Consider the following 25,661-nt stretch of genomic DNA (forward strand, 5'->3'; position numbering starts at 1 on the left):
TTTTTTATAATATTTAAAGACCTTTTCTCTGTATTGAGGAAAGGTTTTTTAACGAATATTTGACATTGCAACAGCTTGTTTTTCAATTTTTAAGCGTATTTTTAAAGAAAATAGACATCGATGAAATTATATTTTAATATTGAATATCATGCAAGATCCGGCGAAAAACTAGAGTTGCTTATTGATGAAAAAGATTCTGCCAATCGAAGTTACATGATGTTTTACTCTGACAACTTATGGAAATGTGAGGTAGATTTTTTTTCTAAAACAATAGCTTACAAATATCAGCTTAAAGATGAGAGAGGAAATGTTTTGCGTGAAGAATTTGTTAAGCATCATTTAAATTTCTCTCATAATTATAAAGAGTTTTTAATTTTTGATGAATGGAACAGTAAAAATTTTCCTGAAAACTATCTGAACAATAAAATTCTCAGAAACAAACTTTCTCAATTAGTTCCAAGGAAAATTTCGGTCTTAAAAAAACATACTCATTTATTTAGAATTGAAGCACCGGTTTATAATCCGGACTGGGAAATTGTTTTAATAGGAAATACCCCTTCTTTAGGGAATTGGAGTTCTGATAATTCAATTCCTTTATCTCAGACTGATTTCGGAATTTGGGAAGCTTCTGTTGATATTCCGGAAATCCAGCTTATTCAATATAAATACGCAATTTTTGATACAATTGAAGGAAAAGTAATTGATATAGAAAGTGGTGAAAATAGGTCGACAATGCCTAATCAACAAAAAGATGTTTTGCAAATCATAGCAAATCATTATTTCAGGTTTAGATCTTACCAAATGTATCATGATGCAGGGGTTGCGGTTCCTGTTTTTTCTTTAAGAACTGAAGATGGTTTTGGTGTAGGAGAATTTTCTGATTTAAAAAAGCTGGCAGATTGGGCAGATAAAGCTTCATTAGGAATTATTCAGATCTTACCAATCAATGATACTTCTGCCAATTATTCATGGACAGATTCTTATCCTTATGCGACAATTTCGGTGTATGCTTTACATCCCCAATATATTTCTATAGAAAATCTTGATTTTGAATTACCGAAAGAATTAGTTGAAGGGTTTCTTGCGGAAAAATCAGAATTAAATTCTTTAGAGTTAATTGATTACGAAAAGATGATTTCTGCAAAATGGAAATACTTAAAAGCTATTTTCAATACCGAAAAAGAGAAGATTTATAAAGACAGAAGCTTCAAAAAATTCATTAAAGATAATGAAGAATGGCTTTTACCGTATTCTGCATTTTGTGTTTTGAGAGACAAATACAAAACACCAAATTTCAACGAGTGGAAAGCCCATAAAAAATATATTGCAGGTAAGATTGCACCTTTTTTCTCAGCAAAAAATAAAGACTATGATGCTTCGATGCTTCATGCATGGGTACAGTTTCAGCTTCATAAACAATTGAAAGATGCCGTTGATTATACTCATGGTTTAGGGATTTCGTTGAAAGGAGATTTACCGATTGGAATTTATAGGCATTCTGTTGAAGCATGGGCGGAACCAGATCTATTTGGAATGGATTTTCAGGCAGGTGCACCTCCTGATCAGTTTACAGAGATCGGGCAGAATTGGGAATTTCCAACTTACAACTGGGAAGCGATGAAAGCAGATGATTACAGGTGGTGGAAAAACAGGTTTAAAGCATTAGAACAGTATTTTGATGCAATGAGGATCGATCATATTTTAGGATTTTTCAGGATCTGGAGAATGCCGATTTCGGCAACTCAGGGTATTTTAGGATATTTTTATCCTGCAGTTCCGGTAGTTTTGGATGAATTTAAAGCGAGACATATCCCTTTTGATTTTGAAAGATATTGCAAGCCTTTTATTAATGATGAAATTCTATGGAAATATTTTGGGGAAGAAACTTTTAACGCTTTACAGTTTATCAATAAAAATTCAGACGGAACTTATCAATTTAAAGAAGAATTCAATACGCAAAGAAAGATTGCTAATCATTTTAAAGATAAACCTGTGGATATTTCTAAAAAATTAATTTCGCTTTGTGCGAATGTTTTGTTCTTGACTGAAGAAAAAAACGACGAAACGGTTTATCATCCGAGATTTAACATTTTTAAAACTGAATCTTACCAATATCTTTCTGATTGGGAAAGGAAATCTATTTACGAGCTTTATCAGGATTATTTCTTTAAAAGGCAGGATGAATTGTGGAAAGAAAACGCAATAGAAAAGCTTCCGGTAATTTTAAATGCCACAAATATGTTGATCTGCGGTGAAGATTTGGGGATGATTCCTGATTGTGTACCTGAAGTGATGGATGAATTGGCGATTGTCGCATTGAAAGTTCAACGTATGCCTTCCGGAAATATTTCTTTCTATAACCCTAAAAAAGCAGATTATATGAATGTGGTGACGGCTTCTTCGCACGACAGTTCAACGCTTCGTCAATGGTGGAAAGAAGATCCTCAGTTAACGCAAACTTATTTTAATCAACAATTGAATCAAAATGGAAAAGCGCCCAATAATTTAGAACCTTATTTAGCCGAAATTATAATGAAACAGCATCTTTACAACGATGCAATGTTAGCAATTTTCCCTATTCAGGATTTCTTTGCAATCGATAAAAATTTAGTCAATTCGAAGATTGAGAATGAGAGAATTAATAATCCTGCAGTGTTTCCGCACTATTGGTGTTATAGAATGCATGTAAACATTGAAAATTTAACAGAAAATGTAGAATTTAATCAAAAGATTTCAAAATGGATTAATGAAAGTGGTAGAAGTTGATTAAAATTATTGTGTTGAAAATCAATTATTTAAAAATATTTATGAAGAAGTTTTATCTGTTGATTTAACTTCTTTTTTTTATCTACATCCAAAAGACAAGAATGAAAGTTCTGGATTAACCAATTAACGATCAATAAAATGAAAAATATATTTATAGGATTTGCATTAAGTTTAGCAACGTTATCTTTTGCTCAGCAATATCCAAATAACGGAGGATATAATGATGGGTATTATGGAAATAATGACGGCTACTACAGTGATGATGATGACAGGAATTATTTTCCGGATGATTATTACTACAATTATCCACAAGATTATTATCCTACAGATTATTACCAGAGTTATTACAATGATTACAGACAGAGTATCATCAATGTCAACTGGAACGGATTTTTTGCTCAGCATAGATTAAACCGTTGGCAAATTGATCAGATTATGTACCTGAATAATTTATACTCAAGTTTTGCTTCGTGGAATAATTTCTACCGTTACAACCCAGACAGATGGTATTACGATAGATTTTATGCAATGGAAAGAATTTTAGGACCAAGAGTATTTGTAGTTTTCCAAAACAACTATTATCACGGTTCTAGCCCGATTGTCTATTTCCAGAATTACAGAAGAACACATTATGTTCCGACATACCGAGTAATGCCTCGATATAGAAATGTGAATATCAATATTTATAGAGTTGACAGAAACAGCTTCCGTAGAAATGATAACCCAACTTTAAATGTTGTAAGATCTTCACGAGCGGGAAGTATTAGAAATGGAAATTCTTCCGGTGGTTTTAGAAATTCAGATTCCAATAATGGCATAAGAAATAACAACGGAAATAACGGGATCAGAAACAATAACGGAAATGGTGGAGTAAGAAGTAATAATGGAGGATTCAGAAATGATAATGGACGAAATGAAGGTGGACAAAGACAGAGAGAAGCTACTCCAAGACCTGAGAACAATACTCCAAGAAATAACGGAAATGGAGGTTTCAGATCACAACCGAGAAACGAAAATTCTAGTCCGAGACAACAAAATAATGCTCCAAGACAGCAGAATAATTCTAATGAAGGAAGAAATTCTGGCTTCAGAGGGAATTTAGTAAGAAATTAATTTTCATATATTATATTTGAGTGGTGTTGAGAGTAGATTTCTTATCTACTCTCTTTTTTATTTTAAAAAGTGTTGAGATATTAATAATTAAATTTAACATTATTTATGAATTTCATTTTTAACTTATTGTGGAATTCAGTATCAAAAAGATATAACAAAACAATTAATTAATTTAAGCACATGAAAAAATTAGTATTAGCCGCAGCCTTTATCGTAACAGGAAGTTTTGCAATGGCACAGCAGGTAAATCCTCAAGATAAAAAGATCAACAGAGAGGAAATGCATAAAAAAATGGAACTGAAGCAGCAGGAAAGAATTTCTGAAATGCAGAAAGAATTAAATCTGAATGAAGCTCAGGTTGCAAAAATAAAAAATCTTCAAGAAAAGCGTAAAGCTGATATGAAAGCAGAGTTTGAAAAAAACAAAGGCGAAAGACAGGCGAAAATGGAGAAAATGAAAGCCAAAAGACAGCAAATGGATAATGAGATGAAAAGCATCCTGACTCCGGAACAGTATGATAAATGGCAGGTTTCTAGAAAAGCTAAAATGGAAGAAAGAAAAGCGATGATGAAAGAAAGAGGGATGAAGCATGATAGAAAAATGATGGCAAAACCTCAGTCTGGAACCTCAATATAAGCTGATATAGAAGTTTATAATTTTGATTTTTAATGTTAGAAGGGCAGAAGTAATTTTGCCCTTTTTTATATTCAATCTAAATCTAAATTTTGTGAAAACTTTTCAATTCGCCTTTTAATCCGTAATTTTGAATATAAATTTTTTATTATGGTAAGTGAAAAAATTGCACAGCTAATAAACGAACAAATCGCTCACGAGCAATATGCGGCTCAATATTATCTTTCTATGTCTGCTTGGTTTTCAGCAAAAGATCTTGACGGAATTGCCAATTACTTCAGAGTTCAAAGCAAAGAAGAATTGATGCATGCCGACAAAATGTTTGATTACTTAAACGATGTGGGTGGCGAAATTATCTTAGGGGAAATTGCAAAACCACCACATGAGTTTGAGAATGCAACAGATATTTTTGAAAAAGCTTTGGCACACGAAAAGACGGTAACCAAAAGTATTTTCAACATTGTGAAAAATGCAAATGAAGAAGGAGATTTTGCAACAACTTCATTCTTGCAATGGTTCATAATTGAGCAGGTAGAAGAGGAAGCGAGTGCTTCTCAGTACGTAACAAAAATCAAAATGGTTTGTGATAACCCTTCGGCATTATATCTTTTTGACCAAGAATTGGCGAAGAGAGTTTTTGTAGCAGATCCTACAGCTTAAAAATATTTTTTTAAATAGTAAATTTCGGCGGTACCTTTGGTGTCGCCGAAGTTTTTTTAACTTTATAAATTCTCAGGAATATAAATCAACTGTGTTTTAATAACTCTCATTCCGAGATGCTCTAAAACAGATTGATAGGTTTCAATTTGTTGATCGTTCTTTTCGGTTTCCATTCCGGTTTTAAAATCAACAATGATATAACCTTCATCACCTTTTAAAATTCTGTCGGGACGATACATTTTACTGATTCCTCTTTCGGAGATCATGATGTCTTTTTCGTTGATGACCTTCCATTTTTCATCAAAAAACTCTGAATATTGATGAATAATCTTTTGGAGGTCGTCTTTAATATTCGCTTTTTCTTCTAGCGTAATCTGACCTTCCAAAACATACGTTTCCAAAACCTTATCAATATCTTTTTCGGTATTGATCTTTGAAAGCAATTCGTGTACAAATAAACCGATTCTCACTTTCTCGTTTCGCACCTGATAGTTTTTTGAAGGCGTCGCGATCTTTATCGAGCTTGTATTTTCATGCTCGTTTCTCAGGTTCTGAATATTTTCAGTTTTAAATTCAGATTTTTTGTGAATAATTTGTTTTTTCAGCATTTCAGGATGGGTTTCATACAAATCAAACTCATCAAGGTCTTGCAGGTTTTTAGACTGTACAAATTCTAAAATTTCTAGATTATTCGAAGTCTTATTCTGTTTCTGAAGATAAAAAAACAATTGTTCTACGGGTCTTGTTGTCGCCACATATTGCAAACAAAGTCTATCAACAAAATTTTTGTAAGAGTTTTCTTGATTAAACTTTTCTATTCCTTCATCGTACACTTCAAGGTTTTTATTGAACTGATTAATGTTGACCGATTTTAAAACTGATTTTTCATCTGTTTCAAACCAGTTGCTAAATTCAGAATCACGGTTTTTATTCATCATTGGAATGAAAACAACCGGAAATTCAAGACCTTTTGCTTTGTGAATGGTCATGATCTGGATCGCGTCAATATTTTCAGAAGCCTGAATGGTATAGGTTGATGCTTCTTCGTCCCAATATTTCAAAAATTCTTTGGTACTTGCTCCTGCATTTTGGGTGAAATTGAAAAGCATTTCCAAAAAGTTGAGAAGGAAATCTGTTTCTTTATGCTCAATCGAAAACTCGTTGATATAATATTCAATAAAATTATAAAGATTAAATTTCGGAAAATGATCCTGCTTTAGCTTTAAAAAATATTTTTCTTCGATAAACTGAATAATAGTTTCATGTTGTTCTAAAGCTAGAATTTCTTTCATATCTAAAGTAAAATCTGGCATGCTGATTCTTCCGAGTCTGTTGAGGTAAAACATCATCATAATAAGATGAGGTTTGTTTTTCGGATTGGTTTCCCATTTCAAAAACTCAACAACGGCTTTTAAAGTATTCGATAATTCTAAGGTTAAACCTTTATCCGAAATCGTTTTGATGTTGGTTTCTTCTCCGTGATAATTGACTTTTAAATTCCCCAATTTTTGTGAATACGAGAAAATATCAAAATTTCCACGACAGAGAATGGTAATGTCAGAAAATTTGAATCCATTATCCAAGCATTCCTGAATGTCTTTCTGCATTTTTTCAGAAACATCATTGTAGAAATCCTCATTGGTTAAATTTTCAATCAGATTTACCTTTACCCTTCCATCAATTTTTGCTTTTGGGTTTTGTTCGCCATCCACTCCAAAAATATGTTGGTGTTCTTCTTCAAGGTTTAAAGAATGAAAATGATACAGCTCATTATTAAACTGTACAATATTTTTAGCACTTCGCCAATTGTCTTTTAAAACTAACAATTCTGCTTCTTTAGGTGCAAATTCTTTTTTGTTGATAATATCCAACATCAGTTTACTTTCACCCCCACGAAAGCGATAAATACTCTGTTTGGGGTCTCCCACCAAAGTAAAAGAAGTATTTTCTGTCGAAATACTGTGGTCTCTTAACGGAACAAAATTTTGCCATTGTAATTCTGAAGTATCCTGAAATTCATCAAAAAAATAATGCTGAAACTGCGCTCCTACTTTTTCATAAATAAAAGCAGAAGGCTCATTTTTAAGATTTTCATTAATGAGAATATTAAATTTTGAAAGCAAAACCAGATCATTTTCTTCCTCAATTTTTCTTAGTTCATCCTGAATATCTTTGTTGACTTTTAAAGGCAATAAAGCGGAAAGTATTTTTTCTTTTTTCTGAGTTTCGATAAACAGAAGAATGAGTTTCATTCTGTTTTCAAGAAGTGGCTCCAGAATTTCTGAAATTTCTGCGTCTTTATGTTTGGATTTTGCTGCGGCTCCTTTTCTGTATTTTTCAACCACAGATTCTTCTGTCGAGCTTGGAAAAGGAAATCCTGGTCTTTTTTTCTGATAAAAATCAACTACTTTTGGAAAAAATCCACCAATTCCATTTTTCCCCTGCGCAAAATCTTCGATCTCAATATTTCTCGATTTAAATAATTCAATTGATTGTAAAGCTAATTCTAAAGACTGCTTTTTGTTGGATGTAATTTCTTTCCTTAACGTGTTTTTGATGTTTTCATAATTCTCATCATCAAATTCTTTATTGTCTTTCAGATGTTCATAATGAATGTCTTTTACAAATTCTTTCGCAGAATCGTAAAGGTTTTTATTCAGATTAATTCTTTCATTATTTTCTAAACTGTAATCTACATAATCCATAAATGAATTAGAAATATTTTCATTTTCTCCAATCTGGTCAAGCATTTTGTCGACAGCTTCAATTAAAAATGGTTCTGCATCAATTTCAAGATTAAAATTTTTAGCTAAACCCAATTCATAAGAAAAACTTCGCACCAATCGAGAATTAAAACGGTCAATCGTTCCGATATTTAAGGTAGAATAATTATGAAGAATATAGTCTAAAAGCTTTTTAGAACGGTTGTGAAGTTCATCAATCGTTATTTTCGGACCTTCGTTTTCAAATGCTTTCTGAATGTTTTTGAGGTCATTATTATCTCTGTAATTTTCTGCTGTAAACTTTTCCAGCCATGAAAGAATTCTTTCCTTCATTTCGTTGGCTGCTTTGTTGGTAAACGTTAATGCCAAAATATTTCTGATTGATTGATGTTGGTTGGGATATCTCAGACAAATCATCAAAAGCCTTTGTACAAGAGCATAAGTTTTCCCTGAACCGGCAGATGCATTGATTACAGTATATGAATTTGACATTTTTTACGAAATATTTTATGCAATTTAGATAAATTTTATTTGAAAATTTAACAAAATGAAGTCGATATTTTAACAGTTTTGAAGTTTAAATTCAAAAAAAATATTAAAACCCGTTAAGTCTGGTTAAACTTGCTGGGTTAATGAAAAATAACTTTAGTTTTGCTTAATAAAACCATAATCTGTGAAATTTAAATTACTCTTTATTTTATCTCTTATTTCTTTCGTTCAAATGAATGCTCAAAACTATATTTTTGGGAAGATTTCATCTGAAGATTTATCTGAAGTTCCCAATGTAACCGTTATTAATATGCGTACTAATGAGCAAGCTCTTACCAACAGAGATGGTCATTTTATGGTTTCGGGAAGAGAGGGTGATATTCTTCGTTTTTTTAAAAACGGATTTGAAAGAACAGATCGAAAAGTTTCCAAAGAAAATGTAGAATCTCCAATGAACGTAAAGTTGTTGAGAGCTGCAGAATTAATCGCCGAAGTGGAAATCAAAAAAGGACTCAGTGGAGACTTGAAGATTGATTCTAAAATGATGAATCCTCCAAAAAAAGTTGAGAAACTGAAAGCCGATATTAATAATTATCTTAAACAAAAATCTGACCCTAGAATTTTAGCGGCAAGACCCGGTGAATTTGTGCAGCCAAAAGGACAGGGGTTCTCTATTGGAAAGGTGAAAAATAAATGGGATGACCTTGATCTTGCAAATTATCTGGCATATGCTTTAGGAGACCAGTATTTTAAAGATTTGAAAATTGAAAAACCTTTTATCAATCATTTTATCAATTACGTTCTTGCTGGTGGATTTGAAAGGGCGAAAATTTTGAAATATGGTTTTGTAAGCGATGCGGATTTGATGAGATTTCAAAGGGCGATTTTAATGAAAATTGATTCCTATCGAGCGCCGCAAACTCAAAAATAAACATAAATGATGAGAAAAAATCTTGCTGTATTTTTCTTTTTTCTTACAATATATTTCTTTGGTCAGCACAAAATAACGGGAAAAACCTTGAGTGAAAACGATATGATTGTCGCCTCAGTTTTGGTCGTCAATATTTCGAATGATCAAAAGGTCTACAGTAATTCTTTAGGTGAATTTTCTATCGAAGGTTCAGAAAAAGATGAAATCAGGTTTGTCAAAAAAGGATACGAAAGAGCTTCAAGAAAAGTTGTGGATGTAGAATCCTCAATGAATGTTGTTCTGGTGAGAATTCCGGAAGAGATAGAAGAAGTAGAAATAATTTCTACAACCGGAGATTTAGCAAAAGATTCTAAAAGGCTGACTAAAATAGACAAAAAAGAGCAGCTTCAAAAAGATATTGGTCTTCCGAAACCTCCTGAAAAGCCTCGTGAAGTTCCGGCGGAAGTAAAGAAAGTCTTATTGGCCGCAGCTTTTGGAAACGTTAATGTGCAGGCTGTTTATGATTTGATAAGCGGAAAATCCAGAAGGCAGAAAAGATGGTATAAATATGAAGATGTGCAAGACGATATTCTTTGGATAAGAAAAAGAATTGATGATGACGATTTTGTGAAAGATGGAATTCCTGTAGAAAGAATTTCAGAATTTTTAGAATTCAGTTTCATCATCAAACCAGAAATAAGGTCTTATGTGAAAGCTAAAAATATTTCCAGAGTAATGTTTAATTTGGATGAAGTTATTCCTGTTTATGTAGATAGGCTCAAAGAAAATAATACGAAATATAAAGAATGAAAATGAAGGTTGCTTTTCATAAATTGGTAACTGTAGTTGCTTTATTAACGATAATTTTCACATTTTCACAGCAACAAATTTTAGGTAAAATTGTTGATGAAGACCACAATGATATGAATGCTGTTTTGATCTTTAATACCACGCAAAATATAAAAACATACAGCAATATTTCTGGTGAATTTTCAATTGAGGCAAAAGAAAATGATGAAGTGAAGTTTATAAAAGAAGGCTTTTACAGGATCGATAAAATTATTAAAAAAGAAACATTCAATTCTCAATTGCAAATACAGCTCGTAAGAGCCGAAGCGTTGATTCAGGAAGTGGAAATTGATTATAAACCTTCAGGAGATTTTGCGAAAGACAGTAAACGTTTAGATGATTCTAAGAAAGTGGCTTCCTTGAAATCTGAGCTGAATGATTACATGAAATCTGAATTAAATGAGCCACTTCCTAAAAATGAGATTTCAAAAACTTTTAAAGGGCATGATTTTCAGGCAGGACATTTAAGTTTAGATATTTTAGAAACTATTGCAACGATAATTTTTTTGACTAAAAAAGGCTCTATAACAAAAATTACCACTCCCAATTATATAGAAACTCAGAATTTTCTTGCTAAAGTGAAAGCTGAAGTAGATCTAACAATGTTTGAAAAATACGGAATGGATGAGGAAAAAATAGACTATTTCCTGGCCTATGCTGAGAAAGTAAATCATCTTTCGAAAAAATATCGCAAAGATTTTAATGCGGCTGCCATTCTGAGTGAACTTCAGAATGCGTTTGTAGAATACTCTAAATTAAATAAACTAAGCGAGTAATTTTTATTCAAATAAAATGTATGAATATTTTAAATAGTTATCCACAAATTTCTTAGTTATCCACATATTTTATTTTAATATGTATAAAAAAGATATGCACAATCCTTTGTGGAAATCAACGTAATCTGTTTGTAAAAAAAATCCAAAGCAGATAACTTTGGATTTTATATTTTTTAATGATAAACGATATCGTAGATTTCGTCTTTTACATCTTTTAAATTTTCTGGAGAATAATTCGCAAGAAGCCACATTGGAAGGCTTTTTTTTCCTTCGCCATAGCTTGGCTGTACGTAAGTGTCGTCAATCAGAGTAAAGCCGTTTCTTTGATAAAACGAAAAGCGTCGTTTAGCATCTTCGTTTAAATGTTCAGGCTCAATCTCTAAAATAATTCTTGGGTAATTTGTAAATAAATAATCAGTAATGTGTGACCCCAGTTTTTGATTTCTGAATTGGGAGAAAACTTCAAAATGCTCTACAAAAACAAAGTTGCTTAATTCCCAAATGATAAGATATCCAATGTTTTCTGAATCGTGCAAAACAGAAATTACTTTTACTTTCTGATGCCCGAATAATTGTAAAAATTTATGCCAATCTCTTCTTTCGTCTTCCGGAAAAGAGGTTGAGTATGAGTTGTAAATCTGTTGCACGCGATAATCATCGGGTGCAGTAATCTGTAAAAATTCCATAGTTAAAGGTCAAAAACGCTTGGTCGTCTGGTGATAAAAATGTCTTTTATCCAAAGAATAAAAGCCAAACCAAGATAAATTAGAAAGAAAAATCCTGCCGTTGCAAAGGTAGAATAGATAAAGAAAATTCTCAGTTTAGAAACCGGAATTCCCAGTTTAGCACCCATTCTTGTGAGTACACCAAACCATTCGCGTTCCATTTTGTGGCGTAGATTATCAAACATTTTTTTAAGATTCTTTTAAAATTTTAAATCCGATACTGCAATTTAAGCAATTTTTTTCTTTACAATAGTTTTTAAAATGATAAATCAGGCTTTGACTTTCTATAGAGGTTTTCGTTTTTAAACCTAATTTCTTCCATTCTTTAATAATAGAATTTTTTTCTGATTGAATCTCACTGTAAAAAGATAAGATTTCGTCACCGATATTTTCATTCTGATGTTTGTGATAGGCATATTTTACAGGAAGAATAGTATTCAAAATAATCAGTTCAATGAAATCTTTTGTTAAAACTTTGGGATGATGGATAGAAGATATTTTACCAAAATTAAAATGGTCAGTCCAATAGTCTGAAGCCTGAATTTCTTTGAAAATTTCAAACAAACTATTTGTGTTTTGTGCTGAAATAATTTTTGAAAATAAATTCTGATGCTGAAAATAGAGGTCTGCAAACTGTGACAAACGTATTGTCGGAAAATTGGGTGGTCTCAGTCGAAGAAACTTTGGGCGAATCGTGATTTCAGGGATGTTATATTTAGCTTTAAGAAAATCAAATTCTCTTTTCCAGATTTTCATTTGTGAATCTTGTGGATTTTCAAGCCAGCCTGAAACTCCGAAAAACAATGCTTCAAGCTGTGTTTTATTTTGCCGTATTTTATTGATAATCGTAAAATCAATGCTTTCCGCAATCTGTTTAAATAGCAAAGCATTTACAGTTAAGCCAAAAGAGTAGGCGAGATGATGAAACATAACGGCTTCATAATTGTTTTTGTGACGTTGTAAATCGTCTTCTATTTCTAAAGATTTTTCCTCTAGCTTTTTAAGCAAATTTTCTTCATGAAAGTTAATGGGGATTTTCTTGATACTGAAAATCTTTTCACATGGTATAAATTGGTTTTCCTTTAAAAGATTTTCATATTTCTGAAAAACATTTCTGTCGATATAGTCTTTCAGTTCAAGAGTAGGGATATTCTGGTCTGCGAAATCTTTGATATCGACATCATTCTGAAAAACGACATGCAAAATAATATTCTGATAGGCAGGGTCTTTTGAATGTTGATGAAAAATCCAGTCGGAAGATTTTACATGAAGCTCGATGTTGCCGGCAAGGATAATGTTTTTGGTTTTGATTTTTGCCATTAAAAAATCGGGCCCGGAATCGGTATTCCATCGTCCAAAATCTAAAATTTCAACAGAATCTCCGTTGGTGTCTGTAAAATCGAAATGGGTGAATACTTTAAAATTCCAAAGATATTGAAGCAATTTCTCGTTCATCAGTTGTGATTTTGTATTACAACTAATGTAGCGAAAATATTCATCGATTTATCAATTATTTTTTTTATAAAAAGTTGCTTCAATGGAGTTTAGGTTGCAATGAAGTAATTATTTCCGAAAATATGCTGCAGCTCTACAGGAAGCTTTCAGGTTCTTCCGAAAGGTTCATGCAGGGCTGCAGGGGACTTTCGGGGACTATGGAAACCTTCTCGCACCCTAGTAAGAAGCTTTCGGCAAGTTCCGAAAGTCTGTCGCAGCCCTGCAACAAACTTTCGAGAAAAATCTAGTTTCAAAAAAAAATCAGAGCAATTTGCTCTGATTTTATAATCTATTTTCAATGAATTTAAGCTTTGGTGAGTTCGCCTTTAAAATTCTCAATCGTTGTTTTGTACATCTCCTCATAAATGGGAAGAATATTTTTTAAGTCAAATTTTACCGCTTGTTCTTTAGCGTTAATCTTCATTTGTGCTAAAAGCTCATCGTTGCTCAATAATTTGATACAGTAATTGCTCATTGCTTCTACGTTACCGATTTCAGCTAAAAAGCCTGTTTCGCCCTGAATGTTTACTTCAGGAATTCCACCTGCGTTTGAACTGATTACAGGAGTATATGCTGCCATCGCTTCTAAAGCTGCCAAACCAAAACTTTCTTGCTCGGAAGGCAATAAAAAGACATCTGAAAGCTGTAAAACTCTATACAAATCATTTACTTTCCCTAATAATCTTATTTTTGAAATTAAATCAGGGTTTTCTTCTAAGAATTGATTTACTTTTTCCATATCGGGACCTTCGCCGATGATAATGAGTTTAGATTTTACTTTCTTTTCAACGTTTTTAAAGATTTGTAAAACTTCATCCACACGTTTTACCGGACGTAAATTGGAAACGTGAATCAGTATTTTTTCGTCGGGACTTGCAAACTGTGTTCTCTGACATTCATTAAGTTCATCAAATTCAGAATTGTCAATGAAATTGGTGATGACCTGAATTTCTTTTTTAATATTGAAAAACTGCAGCGTATCTTTTTTCAGACTTTCAGAAACAGAAGTAATGGCATCCGATTTATTAATAGAAAATTCTACTGCATGTTTGTAACTTGGATGTTGCCCTACCAAAGTAATATCTGTTCCGTGCAATGTGGTTACCAAAGGAACATCGTTATTGTCTTCCTTCAACATTTGCTTCGCTGTAAAAGCTGCATAAGCATAAGGAATGGCATAATGAGCGTGAAGCAAATCTAGTTTATAAAGATTCACAACACGGTAAATCATTGAGCTCAATGCAATATCATAAGGTTGATATTGGAAAAGAGGATAGGTCTGAACATTTACTTTATGAAAGAAAATATTCGGATTGGTGATATCTAATCTTGCAGGAAGTGCCGAGCTGATGAAATGTACTTCATAGCCTTTGTTGGCAAGAGACATCCCTAGTTCTGTTGCCACAATTCCGCTTCCGCCGTATGTTGGGTAGCAAAGTATGCCTATTTTCATTGTACTGTTGTTATTTTGAAGTGGTGAATTCTGTTGATTTTGAATATTTAAATGGGTCTAAAGTTATTCCCATTCCTGGTTTTAATTCGTCATTAACCAAAACAGGAAGTTTTCCCGGAATTATAGTCTTTCCACGAAATGCATCTGCAGTTGCCGTCATAGAATCATCATTGTTTTCGTAAGAAACCAGAACGGTGGAAACTTTAGAAATATCAATATCCTTCAAAGCATATGCGCTTCCAAAAACATTTAGAATAACATTTTGGCTTTTAGTTAAATCTGCCAATATTTTTTTAGATTCTGCTGAAATTTTGTAAGGTTTGTAAGCGGTAGAGTTGTCTTTATGAAACCCAACAATTACCGTTGAGTTTGCCGGAATTGTATTGATTTCTGAAGCTTTTTTAATAATAACTTTAACATCTAGTTTTAACCTGTTTTCAAAAGTCTGATAAGGAGCTTCTTCTAACGGAATATAGTAATAAGTTGAGTTATAATTTAACGGCAGTAATTTCTTTTCATCTTTCAATAATGTTAAAGCATTTGAATAAAGATTTTGAACCAATTTTGTATGCGAATCATTATTGAGGTCGTAGTTTACATTTTCAGGATTTTTCGGAGTGTATTGATTTAAGCCTAAAAAATATTTAGTTAAAAGAATTTTCTTTACACTTTCTTCCACTCTCGATTGTGAAATTTCTCCTTTATCAATTGCTTTCTGAATAAGTTTTTTACCTTCTGCAACACCTTGGGAAAAAAGCATGATGTCATTTCCTGCTTTAAAAGCTAAAGCATCTAGTTCTCCTGGTTTGTATTTATTAGCTACAGCACCCATGTTTAAAGCATCTGTGATGATTAAACCCTTGTAGCCCCATTTGTCTTTTAGTAAATCTGTGATAATCTTTTTTGAAACAGAAGCAGGGATTCCTTTTCCTGACTCCAGACTAGGAACGTATAAATGCGCAACCATGACGCCGCCAATTCCTTTATTCATTAAAGCTTTGAAAGGTGCTAATTCTATTTTATTTAATCTTTCCAAATTGTGAGAAACGACTGGAAGGTCGAGATGAGAGTCTGTACTGGTATCACCATGTCCCGGAAAATGTTTAATCGCCGCAAGAATATTGTGGTCTTGTAATCCGTTGGCATAAGATAAAGCGGATTGAGTAACATTAGAAACTTCTGAGCCAAAGCTTCTGTTCCCAATAATCGGATTATTTGGATTGGTATTGACATCAACCACAGGTGCGAAATCCCAATTGATGCCCATTCTTTTGCAGTCTTCGGCGATTTTCGCAGCCATTTTATAAATGAGATCTTTATCCTGAATAGCACCCAATGTCATCGCCCATGGAAACTTGTGAGCGGTGTTGATTCTTTGATATAGTCCCCATTCAGCATCCATTCCAATCATCAAGGGAACTTTTGATTTTTGCTGAAATTCATTCACCAGATTGATTTCTTTTGCCGCATCATCTTGCATCAGAATTAATCCGCCAATTTTATCATTTATAACAATATTTCTTACCTGATTGATATGGTTTTCGTCTTTATTGGTATAAAGCGCCACAATAAAAAGCTGACCCAGTTTTTCATCCTGTGAAAGACTGTTGTAAGTTTGGTTTACCCATTCTTTTGCTTTTTTTAAATCTTGCTTTGAAATATCTTTGGGCTGATATTGTGCCGAAAGATTTAAACTGAATAAAATGGTAATTAAGAGAAAATTAAAAACTAATTTCTTCATGATTTTTGAATATGAACAAAAATACGATTAAAAAAATGATGAATACTAAAGTTTTTGTGATTTTTGGTATATGTTTTGATTCCGCCTTTAGTAATATTAAAACTTATTTAAAATGAAAAAAATTATTCCATTTTTAATGCTTGCATTTGTCAGTATATTTACCGTTAGTTGTGATAATAATGATGATGTGGTTCAAGTACCTGTAGACTATGATACTTATTCTACAGCATATGATATAGCCCCTAATTTTGCTAGAGTTAATAGCTCATTATATGAATATGTCAATACTTTTAAAAGTCCTTTAGTTGAATCTGATGTGGTACTTGTTTATATGCAAATTGACACAACAAATAATGGATCTCCTGTTTGGAAATTATTACCATATACCTTCTTTACTAATAATGCAAATAATGATGAGGTTGATTATGGTTTTGATTTCAGTAAATTTGATTTTAGCATCACTGTTAATGCAACATTGAATCTTGATAGCAATTCTAATTCTGTTTATTATACGAACAAAAGATTTAGATTAGTAATTGTACCAGCTAAAACTGGGAAAAATGGAGGAGTAGATTACAATGATTACAACAGTGTTGTTAAGTTCTATAACATTGATGAATCAAAAATTAAGCTTCAAAACTAAAGAGTATCTTTTCAAATTTTTATAATAAAAAAAGCGCCGAAAAATTATTTTTCGGCGCTTTTGATTTATTTGATTTAGATTATTTCTGGTCATCTAAAAAATGACCGAAGAAATCTTTTTTTGTCTGTAAATATTCTTTACTATTTTCATTTGCAGGGATTTGCAACGGAACTCTCGAGTTGAGATTGATGTTGCTTTCCTGTACAAATTTTACCTTTTCAGGATTATTGGTTAAAAGGTTGATGTTTTCAATTTTCAGCTGATTCAGAATTTCGATGGCTACACCAAAATTTCGGTCATCGGCAGGTAAGCCTAGTTCCAGATTTGCCTGTACTGTATCAAAGCCTTTTTCCTGAAGAGAATATGCTTTAAGTTTATTAATAATTCCGATATTTCTGCCTTCCTGACGGAGATAAATGATGAGTCCGCCATTTTCGTGCATATATTTCATTGCTGCATCAAGCTGTTGCCCGCATTCACATTTTTTTGAATGGAAAACTTCTCCGGTAATGCATTCAGAATGAAAACGTACATTGACAGGTTGAGAAAAATCTGTATTTTCTGCGACTACCGCCATGTGTGGCATCCAATCACTTTCATCTTCCGAAAAAGCAATCATTCGGAAATTACCGTGCTCTGTAGGAACATTAGCTTCCGCCTGAATTTTAATCATTGAATTGTTTTGTTTATTTTTTTCCGTTCACAGAATCTTCTATTACGGTAATGTTTGTTTTAAGTCTTACCAAATATCTATTTAATACTTCATCTTCATCTTTCTTCAGATATTTTCTTAGTTTCTGAATGTTTTTGTAAGATTTTTCCAGATTTCTGATGGTCTTATTTTTACCTGAATTATTTCCTGCAGCTACAGCATATAAGTAATTTTGAAGAGTATATTTCAAATTACTGACTTCGTCATTTACGGCAGTGTTAGAAAACTTAGGAAATGTAGAAATTAGATTAGTGATTTCTGAGGCATTTACATTTTCGGTAATATTGATGCTTATACTTTTTGAGTTTTCAGGGTCAATAGATTTTGAATCACTTGAAAACGTGTTTGATAAAGGTGATAAATTCAGCTTTTCGGTGGCACAAGAAGAAGTGATTAATATCAGTATTCCTAAAAAAAGTAGTCGTTTCATTTTTGCTCCTTTTGGTAAAGGATTGGGTTAAGACTTTCATCGTTGTACATTTTCATTTGTTTGTACACTTTCATCTTAACATCACCGTTTTCAATATCTGTAAGTAATTGAATAATTGAAGTTGACAAATCTTCTTTTTGAGTAAGCAGTACGTCTAATTTTGCCTGGCAATTTATACGATGCTCCTCTGAAGCAGATTCTCTGTTGGCTTCCAATGACATATGATAAACCTTTAATGCTAAAATAGATAATCTGTCAACAGCCCAAGCCGGAGTTTCAGTATTTATTTTCGCATTAAATTTAGGAGTAATATTTTTGTATTTATCTAAAAACCAACTGTCTATAAATTCTACCAAATCAGTCCTTTTTTGATTTGAAGAATCTATTGTTCTCTTTAATTGAAGAGCCTCAACAGGGTCTATGTTTTCATCTCTAATAATATCCTCTAAATGCCATTGAACGGTATCAATCCAGTTTTTAGCATACAAAATCCGTTCCAAACTCTCTGTTTCAAAAGGATTTGTCACAGGTGTCTCAACGCTGTCAAATACATGATAATCTTCAATTGATTGGTTGAAGGTCTTCCAGGCAGTATCGGTGAAATTCATAGAAATGAAGAATTATTTAGTTGCTTTTTGAGGTGTCGTTTGAAGTAGTGTTTTCGGTGGTTTTTGTCTCCGGTTTATCTTCTTCTTTAATAGCATCTTTAAATTCTTTAATTCCAGAACCCATACCTCTCATCAATTCAGGGATTTTTTTACCTCCGAAAAGTAATAAAAGGATGATGGCAACGATAAGGATGTGCTGCCAAGATAACGCAAGTATTGTTAATGTGTACATTTCTTAATTTTTTTGCAAAGTTAATCTTTTTTTAATATGAAACCCAACCTAAAGGGTCAACTGCATTGTTTCCATTCCAGATCTGGAAATCAAGCGTATACGTTCCGTCAAAATCCTGAGCAACTGCTCCTACCACCGTTCCTGCAGAAACCTGTTGGTTCTTAGAAACTGTTGTGCTGCTAAGATTTGAATAGATGGTAAAATAATCACCATGTTTTATCATTACCGTTCTTGTTCCGTCTGCAGAAGGAATTACCTGAGATACAACTCCTGGGAAAACTGCTCTTGCAGAAGTTACTTTAGCTACAGATATTTTGATTCCGTTATTTTCTTCCCAAATCGATTTAAAAACAGGATGTTGCTGTCTTCCGAATCTGTGAGTGATTGTTCCTTGAGCAGGCATAGAAATTCTTCCTTTACTTGATGCAAAATTACTTCCTGCAGCTGGAGCAGATACCCCATAATTGGTCATTGCTTTTGTTTCTGCCGCTTTCTTGTCACTTTCTTTTTTCTTTTCTAAAGCTTCTTCAGCAGCTTTTGCTGCGTTTAGTTTTGCAGTGGCTTCTTTAGACCTTAATTCAGCATCTTCAGATGCTTTTTTAGCTGCAATCTTTCTAGCCTCGTCTTTTGCACTGGCCTCACTTTTTGCGGCTTCTTCATTTCTTTTTCTCTCTTCTTCAGCTCTTTTAGCAACTAAATCTGCTGCTTTTTTTGCTTCCGCTTCTGCTAGTTTTCTTTCTTTTTCTAAGGCTTCAGCACGTGCTTTTGCTTCAGCTTCAATTCTTGCTTTTTCTCTGTCTGCCGCGATTTTTGCTAAACGAATTTTTTCAGCTTCAGCTTTTCTTCTGCTTTCTTCTTCAGCTTTTGCAATTCTTATTTCTTCAGCAATAATGGCTCTTATTTGACCTTCTAAAGCTTTAGATTGAGTTTGTTTTTGTCTAAGGTCAGCGGTAAGTTTGGTTTCGTTTTTCTTGAAATCTGTTACCAATTGTTCTTTTTGGGTACGCTCAACACTAATTGTTGTTAAATCTTTTTTCTGATTAACCAAAAGGTTTTCTTTTTCGTTGGCTGATTTCTTTTTCTGTTCAACAGATTTTTTCAACGCAACTGCAGCAGCTGTTATTTCTGCCGCTTTCTTATCTTGATTATCAGAATACTTTTTAAGATATTGTACTCTTCTTAAAGCTTCTCCTAAACTTTTTGATGAAAGGATAAAAGTCACTTTATTTTGTACTCCTTTGTTTTTATATGCATTCACCAAAACATGAGCAAAGTTTTTTCTTAAAACAGCAAGCTCTCTATTTTGACGATTAATTTCAAGTTGACGAAGATAAATCTCATCTTCAATAAATCTTTTTTCTTTTTGAGTATTGTTGTAAACCTTTTCTCTAAGCGCTAATTTCTGATTAACGCTGTTCAAATAAGATATAGACAATTTAGATTCGTTTCTAGTCTTTGCCAAATCTGAATTTATCTGAGATATCTGTTTTTTTAGGTCAGCATTTTGCTTTTGCAACTGTTCTTTGGTTTGTTGAGCATATTGTAAACCAAACAGCAAAATGCCTATTAAAAAGCTAATTTTTTTAATCATTTAATATCAATTTTCTTATAATTGGCTGGAACAGAATAAGGTGTTTCCATCCTCGAAAAGTCAAATTTCGTGTTTTCCATCAAAATTTGACTTGTTTTGGAACCTTTTATAATTATTTTAACATTTTTTGGTAGCTTTACTTCATTAGGAAAGGTCTCCCAGTTTTCATATACGATTTCAATAGCATCATTGGATTTTACATCCTGTAATTTTACCCAATTTAAATTAAAATCTTCAGTATACTGCATTTCTACTTTGTATTCTCGTGTAATCTCGTTGCTTACAATTTTTTGATTGGTAATTGAAGTCAGTTGATATCCCTGAGAATTTTTTACAATTTTAGAATTACTGTTGGTAATTTGCATAAATGTACGTCCCATCAACAGTTTTTCTAAAGTTGTATAATTAATAAAATTTACATTCAAAAGATTATTAAGATAGTCAAAGTCTGAATCGATATAATTTTTATTATATTTATCCATAGCTTTGATGCCTTCGGGAGTAATAATTGCTCTGGCTGCAGGAATTATCAAAAATGAAATATTAGACCATATTTTTTTATCACTTTCGATATAAATAGTCGCATCAAGCGGACTTACTCTCAAATCGCTTGCTGTAATCTTACTATTTATTTTTACGTGTTCAAATTTAGGATGAATTAATATATTCTGGTAAAAAGCTATACGATCCTGAATGTTTTTGGCATCTTTGGAATCATTTTGATCTGAATTTTGAATCTGGATGCTGTCGTTCTCAGAAGAATTCTGATGAAGTGCTTTTCTGCTTTTACAGGAAAGTACTGTGAGTGTTATAATCAGTAAGATAGCCCAGTTTTTCATATAAAGGTTTTATAGTTTTTGGCAAATGTGCTCATTTTGATTTCATCTGCAATGTATAATAATCTTTTTACAATATTAACGCCAAACCACACAAAATGTTTTTGTGTGGTTTTTCTCAACGTTATTTTATTTAAATTTATTTTGATAAAAAATCCAAAACTGAAAAATCTCCTAAAGAAATTTCTCTGGCGACACCATAATAATGAGCCGAGCTTCCAATCATGGAGTTGGAAAGATTTCCGTGATCAATGATGGTCTTCTCCTGAATCAATGAGTTGTCAATATTAGAGTTGATTACTTTCGTTCCTTTTCCTAATGAAACGTAAGGGCCGATTTTTGAATTTGAAATTTCTACTCCTTCTCCAATATAGCAAGGCTGAATAATCAAAGAATTTTGAATATTCGCTGATTCAGGGTATTCTGTAAATTCATCTTTTTCATATTCTAAAATTTTACCGTTTGTTTCAACAGTTGCATTCTTGTTTCCACAATCCATCCAGTCATCTACTTTTCCTAAAGAAAATTTAGCGCCGGCTTGACGAAGGTTTTCTAATGCAGTTGTCAGTTGATATTCTCCACTTACTTTAATGTTATTATCCATGATGTGGTTAATCTCAGACATCAGTTTTTCTGCTGAATTAAAGTAGTAAATACCAATGATAGCCAAATCTGAAACAAAAGTTGCCGGTTTTTCAACAAAATCTGTGATAAAACCGTAGTCATCTAATTTTACAACGCCAAAAGCAGAAGGGTCATCTACTTTTTTCACCCAGATTACTCCGTCAGAATTGGTGTCTAAAGTGAAATCTGCTCTGAAAAGTGTGTCTGCATAAGCGATTACAATATTTCCCTGCATAGATTCTTCAGCACATTTTATTGAGTGAGCTGTCCCAAGAGGTTCTAGCTGATGATAAATAGTTCCTTTTGCGCCAAGTTTTTCGGCTATTTTAAGTAATGATGCTTCAACCTCAGCTCCAAAATCTCCGATAATAAATGCTACTTCTTCAATTTTTTCACCTGCCACTTTAGCGATATCTTCTACCAATCTCTGTACAATCGGTTTTCCTGCAATCGGAATCAATGGTTTTGGAACAGTTAATGTATGTGGTCTCAATCTTGAGCCCTTTCCAGCCATTGGAACAATAATTTTCATATGGGAATATTTGTTTTGTTTATAAGTTTATTTAAGGTCTTCTCAGTATTTTATTGATCATTGTTCTTTCGTTGTATGCTAAAAATGCAATGAAGAAAAGAAACAATCCGTTTCCAATTAAATAATTGTGACGGAAATAATAAAATGATATCATCGAAATAGCAATAGATAACGAGAGATAAATTGCTATTTTGGATGTATTATAATGAATGGGATATTGCGATTTCCCCCAAAGGTATGAAATAATCATCATACTTGTATAGGTGATTAATGCTGCAAAAGCACTTGCCCAATATCCATATGTAGGAATAAATGTGAAGTTGATGAAAATGGTAATGGCTGCTCCGATTAAAGAGATATACAAACCAACTCTTGTTTGATCTGAAAGTTTATACCAAATCGATAGATTTAAATAAATACCTAAAAATAATGCACCTAACATTACAAACGGAATGATCTCAATTCCTTCAAAGTATTCTGGATTACCAAGATATTTTTCAGCAATCCATTGAAGATTTACCATTAATCCCATGTAAATTAAGCAATTGCAAATCACAAAAATATCCATTAAAACTGCATAAGTTTTATGGTTGTTTTTATCTTTAAAACTTGAAAAAAAGTAGGGTTCAATCCCTAATTGATAGGCCTGTCTGAAAACCGTTATGAACGTCGCAATCTTATAAACAGCACCATAAACTCCAATTTGATGCTTTGCTTCTTCTTTTGGAAGCCAAAATTTTAAAAACTGACGGTCTAAAGTTTGATTGATAATTCCTGCTAATCCTGCAATCATTACCGGCCAGGAATAATTCATGATTCTTTTCCAAAGTTTAAAGTCAAATTTTTTAAAGCTAAAATTTACAAACTCTTTTCCCACAATCAGTAAAGTTATGATGCTTTGAACTAAATTAGCTATAAAAACATATCCGACACCAAATTTTGCATTGTATTTAATTCCTAAAATTCCATTAGGGTAATTGGGAAGCCATTTGATGAAAAATACAACAAGAAAATAATACGCTAAAGCTCCAATAACTTTTGAAAGCATATATTGTATAGGCTTTCCTTCTAATCTCAAAATTGCTGAAGGTATTGTCGCAAAAGCATCAATGGAAAGCATAAAAAGAAATATAACCAGATAATTAACCTGATCAGGAGTTTCAAAAGCATTTGCAAGATCTTGCCTGAAAACATATCCTAAAATCAAATAAATAAAACCAGCTCCCAAAATACTTAGAGCACAGGTAGAAACCAAAGTTTTCTTATCAATATCACCTTCCTGTGCAAAACGGAAAAATGAAGTTTCCATCCCATGGGTAAGAAAAACAGTAATTACTCCAGCAATAGAATACCAATCTACGAAAGGTGACGAAGCAGAAGGTCCGAAAGCTTTTGTTACGATGGGTGCAATAAGAAAAGGGAAGATTCTTACCAATACAGAACTGAGCCCGTAAACAGCGGTTTGTCCAAATAGTTTCTTATACAATTTTAGGTTTTTAAAATGCAAATGTAAATATTAGAATTCACAATTTTCTGATTGATGTTTAAAAATCACTTTGGAAAATATTAAATTTGTGCAATATCAATCTTATATCTAAAAGTAAAAATGAAAATTCTTATAAAAAATGCTCAAATCGTCAACGAAGGAAAAATTATTAAAAGTGATATTCTGATTGAAAACGATTTGATTTCTAAAATCGATTCTCAAATTTCTGAAGATGCCGACCAAATCATTGATGCTTCCGGAAAATATCTTTTGCCAGGAGTAATTGATGATCAGGTCCATTTCCGTGAACCGGGTTTGACCCATAAAGGCGATATCGAATCTGAATCTCGTTCAGCCATTGCAGGAGGAACAACCAGTTTTATTGAGCAGCCAAACACAGTTCCTAATGCGGTTACGCAGGAATTGTTAGCTGACAAATATGAAATTGCTTCTCAAAAAGCCTACGCAAATTACGGTTTCATGATGGGTGGAACGAATGATAATTTGGAAGAAGTTTTAAAAACAAACCCAAGAAATGTTCCCGGAATTAAATTATTTCTTGGTTCTTCTACAGGGAATATGTTGGTTGATAATCCTGAAACTTTAGAAAATATTTTCAGCAATACAAAAATGCTGATTGCCGTTCATTGTGAAGATGAGGCAACGATTCGTGAAAACACTCAAAAATATCTAGATGAATATGGTGAAGATATTCCTGTGAAATTTCATCATTTGATCAGAAGCGAAGAAGCTTGTTATAAATCTTCTTCAAAAGCAGTTGAACTGGCGAAAAAAACAGGAGCAAGACTTCACGTTTTTCACCTTTCCACGGCAAAAGAAATGGAACTTTTCAGAAATGATATTCCTTTAAAAGATAAAAAAATCACTGCGGAAGTTTGTGTTCATCATTTAACTTTTACAAATGAAGATTATGATACAAAAGGCGGATTAATCAAATGGAATCCTGCGGTAAAAACTCAAAATGACAAAGATGCACTTTGGGAAGCGTTGTTGGATGACAGAATTGATGTGATTGCAACAGATCATGCGCCTCACACTTGGGAAGAAAAGCAGAATGTGTATACAAAATGTCCTTCCGGGGCGCCGTTGGTACAACATTCTTTGGTGGTGATGCTTGAAAATTATATTAACGGAAAAATTTCTTTAGAGAGAATTGTTGAGAAAATGTCTCATAATCCTGCGATTTTGTTCAGAATTGAAAAAAGAGGGTTCATTAAAGAGGGTTACAAAGCAGATCTAGTTTTGGTTGATTTAAATGAAAAATGGACGGTCGAAAAAGAAAATATCCTGTACAAGTGCGGTTGGAGCCCGTTGGAAGGGATGAGTTTCCATTCTAAAGTGACTCACACTTTCGTTAATGGAAATCTGGTTTATGAAAATGGTAAAGTCAACGAAGAAAAATTCGGCGAACGTTTGCTTTTTGAAGTTCAAGAATAAATTACAAAAACTAATTATATCAATAGAGTAGGCTTTAGCTTAAGCATAATTTTTTGCTCAAGTCGTGCTGCGATTATACTGCATCACCAAACCTCACAGGTTTCTAAAACCTGTGAGGTTTTAAAATTCATTTTTAAAAATTTCTTTAGCAAATCTATGACCATTTACTTGTAAAAA

23 protein-coding genes are annotated in these 25,661 nt (G+C 32.7%); 9 read left to right on the plus strand and 14 right to left on the minus strand.

Going from position 1 to position 25,661, the window contains the following annotated elements; all coding sequences use genetic code 11:
- Positions 1–120: 120 nt before the first annotated feature.
- The 4 genes from AB671_RS09575 to AB671_RS09590 all read left to right on the plus strand — a co-directional run bounded on the left by AB671_RS09575 (position 121) and on the right by AB671_RS09590 (position 5,172).
- Positions 121–2,766, plus strand: coding sequence for a 4-alpha-glucanotransferase (locus AB671_RS09575; protein WP_066678424.1), 2,646 nt, complete (start codon positions 121–123; stop codon positions 2,764–2,766).
- A 138-nt stretch (positions 2,767–2,904) separates the two neighbouring features.
- Positions 2,905–3,879 carry a hypothetical protein gene (locus AB671_RS09580; RefSeq protein ID WP_066678426.1) on the plus strand — a complete coding sequence of 325 codons (975 nt, stop codon included), beginning with the start codon at positions 2,905–2,907 and terminating at the stop codon, positions 3,877–3,879.
- Between the two features lie 180 nt (positions 3,880–4,059).
- Positions 4,060–4,515, plus strand: a complete 456-nt coding sequence (locus AB671_RS09585) for a hypothetical protein (RefSeq protein WP_066678428.1) — start codon at positions 4,060–4,062, stop codon at positions 4,513–4,515.
- Positions 4,516–4,662: 147 nt separating this feature from the next.
- Positions 4,663–5,172, plus strand: a complete 510-nt coding sequence (locus tag AB671_RS09590) for a ferritin (protein WP_066678431.1) — start codon at positions 4,663–4,665, stop codon at positions 5,170–5,172.
- Positions 5,173–5,234: 62 nt separating this feature from the next.
- Here AB671_RS09590 and AB671_RS09595 read toward each other — a convergent pair whose 3' ends face one another.
- A complete protein-coding gene (locus tag AB671_RS09595) occupies positions 5,235–8,387 on the minus strand; it encodes a UvrD-helicase domain-containing protein (protein WP_066678433.1) in 3,153 nt (1,050 codons plus the stop codon).
- Positions 8,388–8,568: 181 nt separating this feature from the next.
- Here AB671_RS09595 and AB671_RS09600 point away from each other — a divergent pair, with 181 nt between their 5' ends.
- Genes AB671_RS09600 through AB671_RS09610 form a run of 3 tightly spaced genes read left to right on the plus strand, consistent with a single transcriptional unit; the run spans position 8,569 to position 10,919 of the window.
- Positions 8,569–9,315 carry a hypothetical protein gene (locus tag AB671_RS09600; protein WP_066678438.1) on the plus strand — a complete coding sequence of 249 codons (747 nt, stop codon included), beginning with the start codon at positions 8,569–8,571 and terminating at the stop codon, positions 9,313–9,315.
- A gap of 6 nt (positions 9,316–9,321) precedes the next feature.
- Positions 9,322–10,104 carry a carboxypeptidase regulatory-like domain-containing protein gene (locus AB671_RS09605; RefSeq protein WP_157444173.1) on the plus strand — a complete coding sequence of 261 codons (783 nt, stop codon included), beginning with the start codon at positions 9,322–9,324 and terminating at the stop codon, positions 10,102–10,104.
- Complete coding sequence (locus AB671_RS09610) at positions 10,101–10,919, plus strand: hypothetical protein (protein ID WP_082987274.1); 819 nt, start codon at positions 10,101–10,103, stop codon at positions 10,917–10,919. Before AB671_RS09605 ends, AB671_RS09610 begins: the two co-directional genes overlap by 4 nt.
- Before the next feature lie 173 nt (positions 10,920–11,092).
- Here AB671_RS09610 and AB671_RS09615 read toward each other — a convergent pair whose 3' ends face one another.
- From AB671_RS09615 to AB671_RS09635, 5 genes are all read right to left on the minus strand, one after another.
- On the minus strand, positions 11,093–11,605 hold the full coding sequence (locus AB671_RS09615) for a GNAT family N-acetyltransferase (RefSeq protein WP_066678440.1): 513 nt from the start codon (positions 11,603–11,605) through the stop codon (positions 11,093–11,095).
- Positions 11,606–11,607: 2 nt separating this feature from the next.
- On the minus strand, positions 11,608–11,829 hold the full coding sequence (locus AB671_RS09620) for a PspC family transcriptional regulator (protein WP_066678441.1): 222 nt from the start codon (positions 11,827–11,829) through the stop codon (positions 11,608–11,610).
- A gap of 4 nt (positions 11,830–11,833) precedes the next feature.
- The gene (locus tag AB671_RS09625; protein WP_066678443.1) at positions 11,834–13,099 is read right to left on the minus strand and encodes a DUF2851 family protein; all 1,266 of its coding nucleotides are present in this window, start codon (positions 13,097–13,099) and stop codon (positions 11,834–11,836) included.
- A 343-nt stretch (positions 13,100–13,442) separates the two neighbouring features.
- Positions 13,443–14,591, minus strand: coding sequence for an N-acetyl-alpha-D-glucosaminyl L-malate synthase BshA (gene bshA, locus AB671_RS09630; protein ID WP_066678447.1), 1,149 nt, complete (start codon positions 14,589–14,591; stop codon positions 13,443–13,445).
- Between the two features lie 10 nt (positions 14,592–14,601).
- Positions 14,602–16,332, minus strand: a complete 1,731-nt coding sequence (locus AB671_RS09635; protein ID WP_066678450.1) for a glycoside hydrolase family 3 protein — start codon at positions 16,330–16,332, stop codon at positions 14,602–14,604.
- Positions 16,333–16,444: 112 nt separating this feature from the next.
- Between AB671_RS09635 and AB671_RS09640 the strand changes: the two genes are divergently transcribed.
- On the plus strand, positions 16,445–16,975 hold the full coding sequence (locus AB671_RS09640) for a hypothetical protein (protein WP_066678451.1): 531 nt from the start codon (positions 16,445–16,447) through the stop codon (positions 16,973–16,975).
- Between the two features lie 79 nt (positions 16,976–17,054).
- Here the strand turns inward: AB671_RS09640 and ribA are convergent, their stop codons facing one another.
- From ribA to AB671_RS09680, 8 genes are all read right to left on the minus strand, one after another.
- Positions 17,055–17,648: a GTP cyclohydrolase II gene (gene ribA / locus AB671_RS09645; RefSeq protein WP_066678452.1), complete on the minus strand. Its 594-nt coding sequence runs from the start codon at positions 17,646–17,648 to the stop codon at positions 17,055–17,057.
- Between the two features lie 13 nt (positions 17,649–17,661).
- A complete protein-coding gene (locus AB671_RS09650) occupies positions 17,662–18,117 on the minus strand; it encodes a hypothetical protein (protein WP_066678454.1) in 456 nt (151 codons plus the stop codon).
- Positions 18,114–18,725 carry a DUF4254 domain-containing protein gene (locus tag AB671_RS09655; RefSeq protein ID WP_066678455.1) on the minus strand — a complete coding sequence of 204 codons (612 nt, stop codon included), beginning with the start codon at positions 18,723–18,725 and terminating at the stop codon, positions 18,114–18,116. Before AB671_RS09655 ends, AB671_RS09650 begins: the two co-directional genes overlap by 4 nt.
- A gap of 16 nt (positions 18,726–18,741) precedes the next feature.
- Positions 18,742–18,957 (minus strand): twin-arginine translocase TatA/TatE family subunit, encoded by a 216-nt coding sequence (locus AB671_RS09660; protein WP_066678456.1) that lies wholly within the window; start codon positions 18,955–18,957, stop codon positions 18,742–18,744.
- Positions 18,958–18,988: 31 nt separating this feature from the next.
- Positions 18,989–20,548, minus strand: a complete 1,560-nt coding sequence (locus AB671_RS09665; RefSeq protein ID WP_066678457.1) for a murein hydrolase activator EnvC family protein — start codon at positions 20,546–20,548, stop codon at positions 18,989–18,991.
- Positions 20,545–21,387 (minus strand): DUF4292 domain-containing protein, encoded by an 843-nt coding sequence (locus AB671_RS09670; protein WP_066678459.1) that lies wholly within the window; start codon positions 21,385–21,387, stop codon positions 20,545–20,547. Before AB671_RS09670 ends, AB671_RS09665 begins: the two co-directional genes overlap by 4 nt.
- Positions 21,388–21,523: 136 nt before the next feature.
- Positions 21,524–22,540, minus strand: a complete 1,017-nt coding sequence (locus AB671_RS09675; protein WP_066678461.1) for a sugar phosphate nucleotidyltransferase — start codon at positions 22,538–22,540, stop codon at positions 21,524–21,526.
- Positions 22,541–22,571: 31 nt separating this feature from the next.
- Positions 22,572–24,026, minus strand: coding sequence for a lipopolysaccharide biosynthesis protein (locus AB671_RS09680; RefSeq protein WP_066678463.1), 1,455 nt, complete (start codon positions 24,024–24,026; stop codon positions 22,572–22,574).
- Between the two features lie 120 nt (positions 24,027–24,146).
- Between AB671_RS09680 and AB671_RS09685 the strand changes: the two genes are divergently transcribed.
- Positions 24,147–25,484 carry a dihydroorotase gene (locus AB671_RS09685; RefSeq protein ID WP_066678465.1) on the plus strand — a complete coding sequence of 446 codons (1,338 nt, stop codon included), beginning with the start codon at positions 24,147–24,149 and terminating at the stop codon, positions 25,482–25,484.
- Positions 25,485–25,661: the final 177 nt, after the last annotated feature.

Origin of the sequence: Chryseobacterium sp. BGARF1 (assembly GCF_001677955.1) — a bacterium.
Classification (GTDB): Bacteria; Bacteroidota; Bacteroidia; order Flavobacteriales; family Weeksellaceae; genus Chryseobacterium.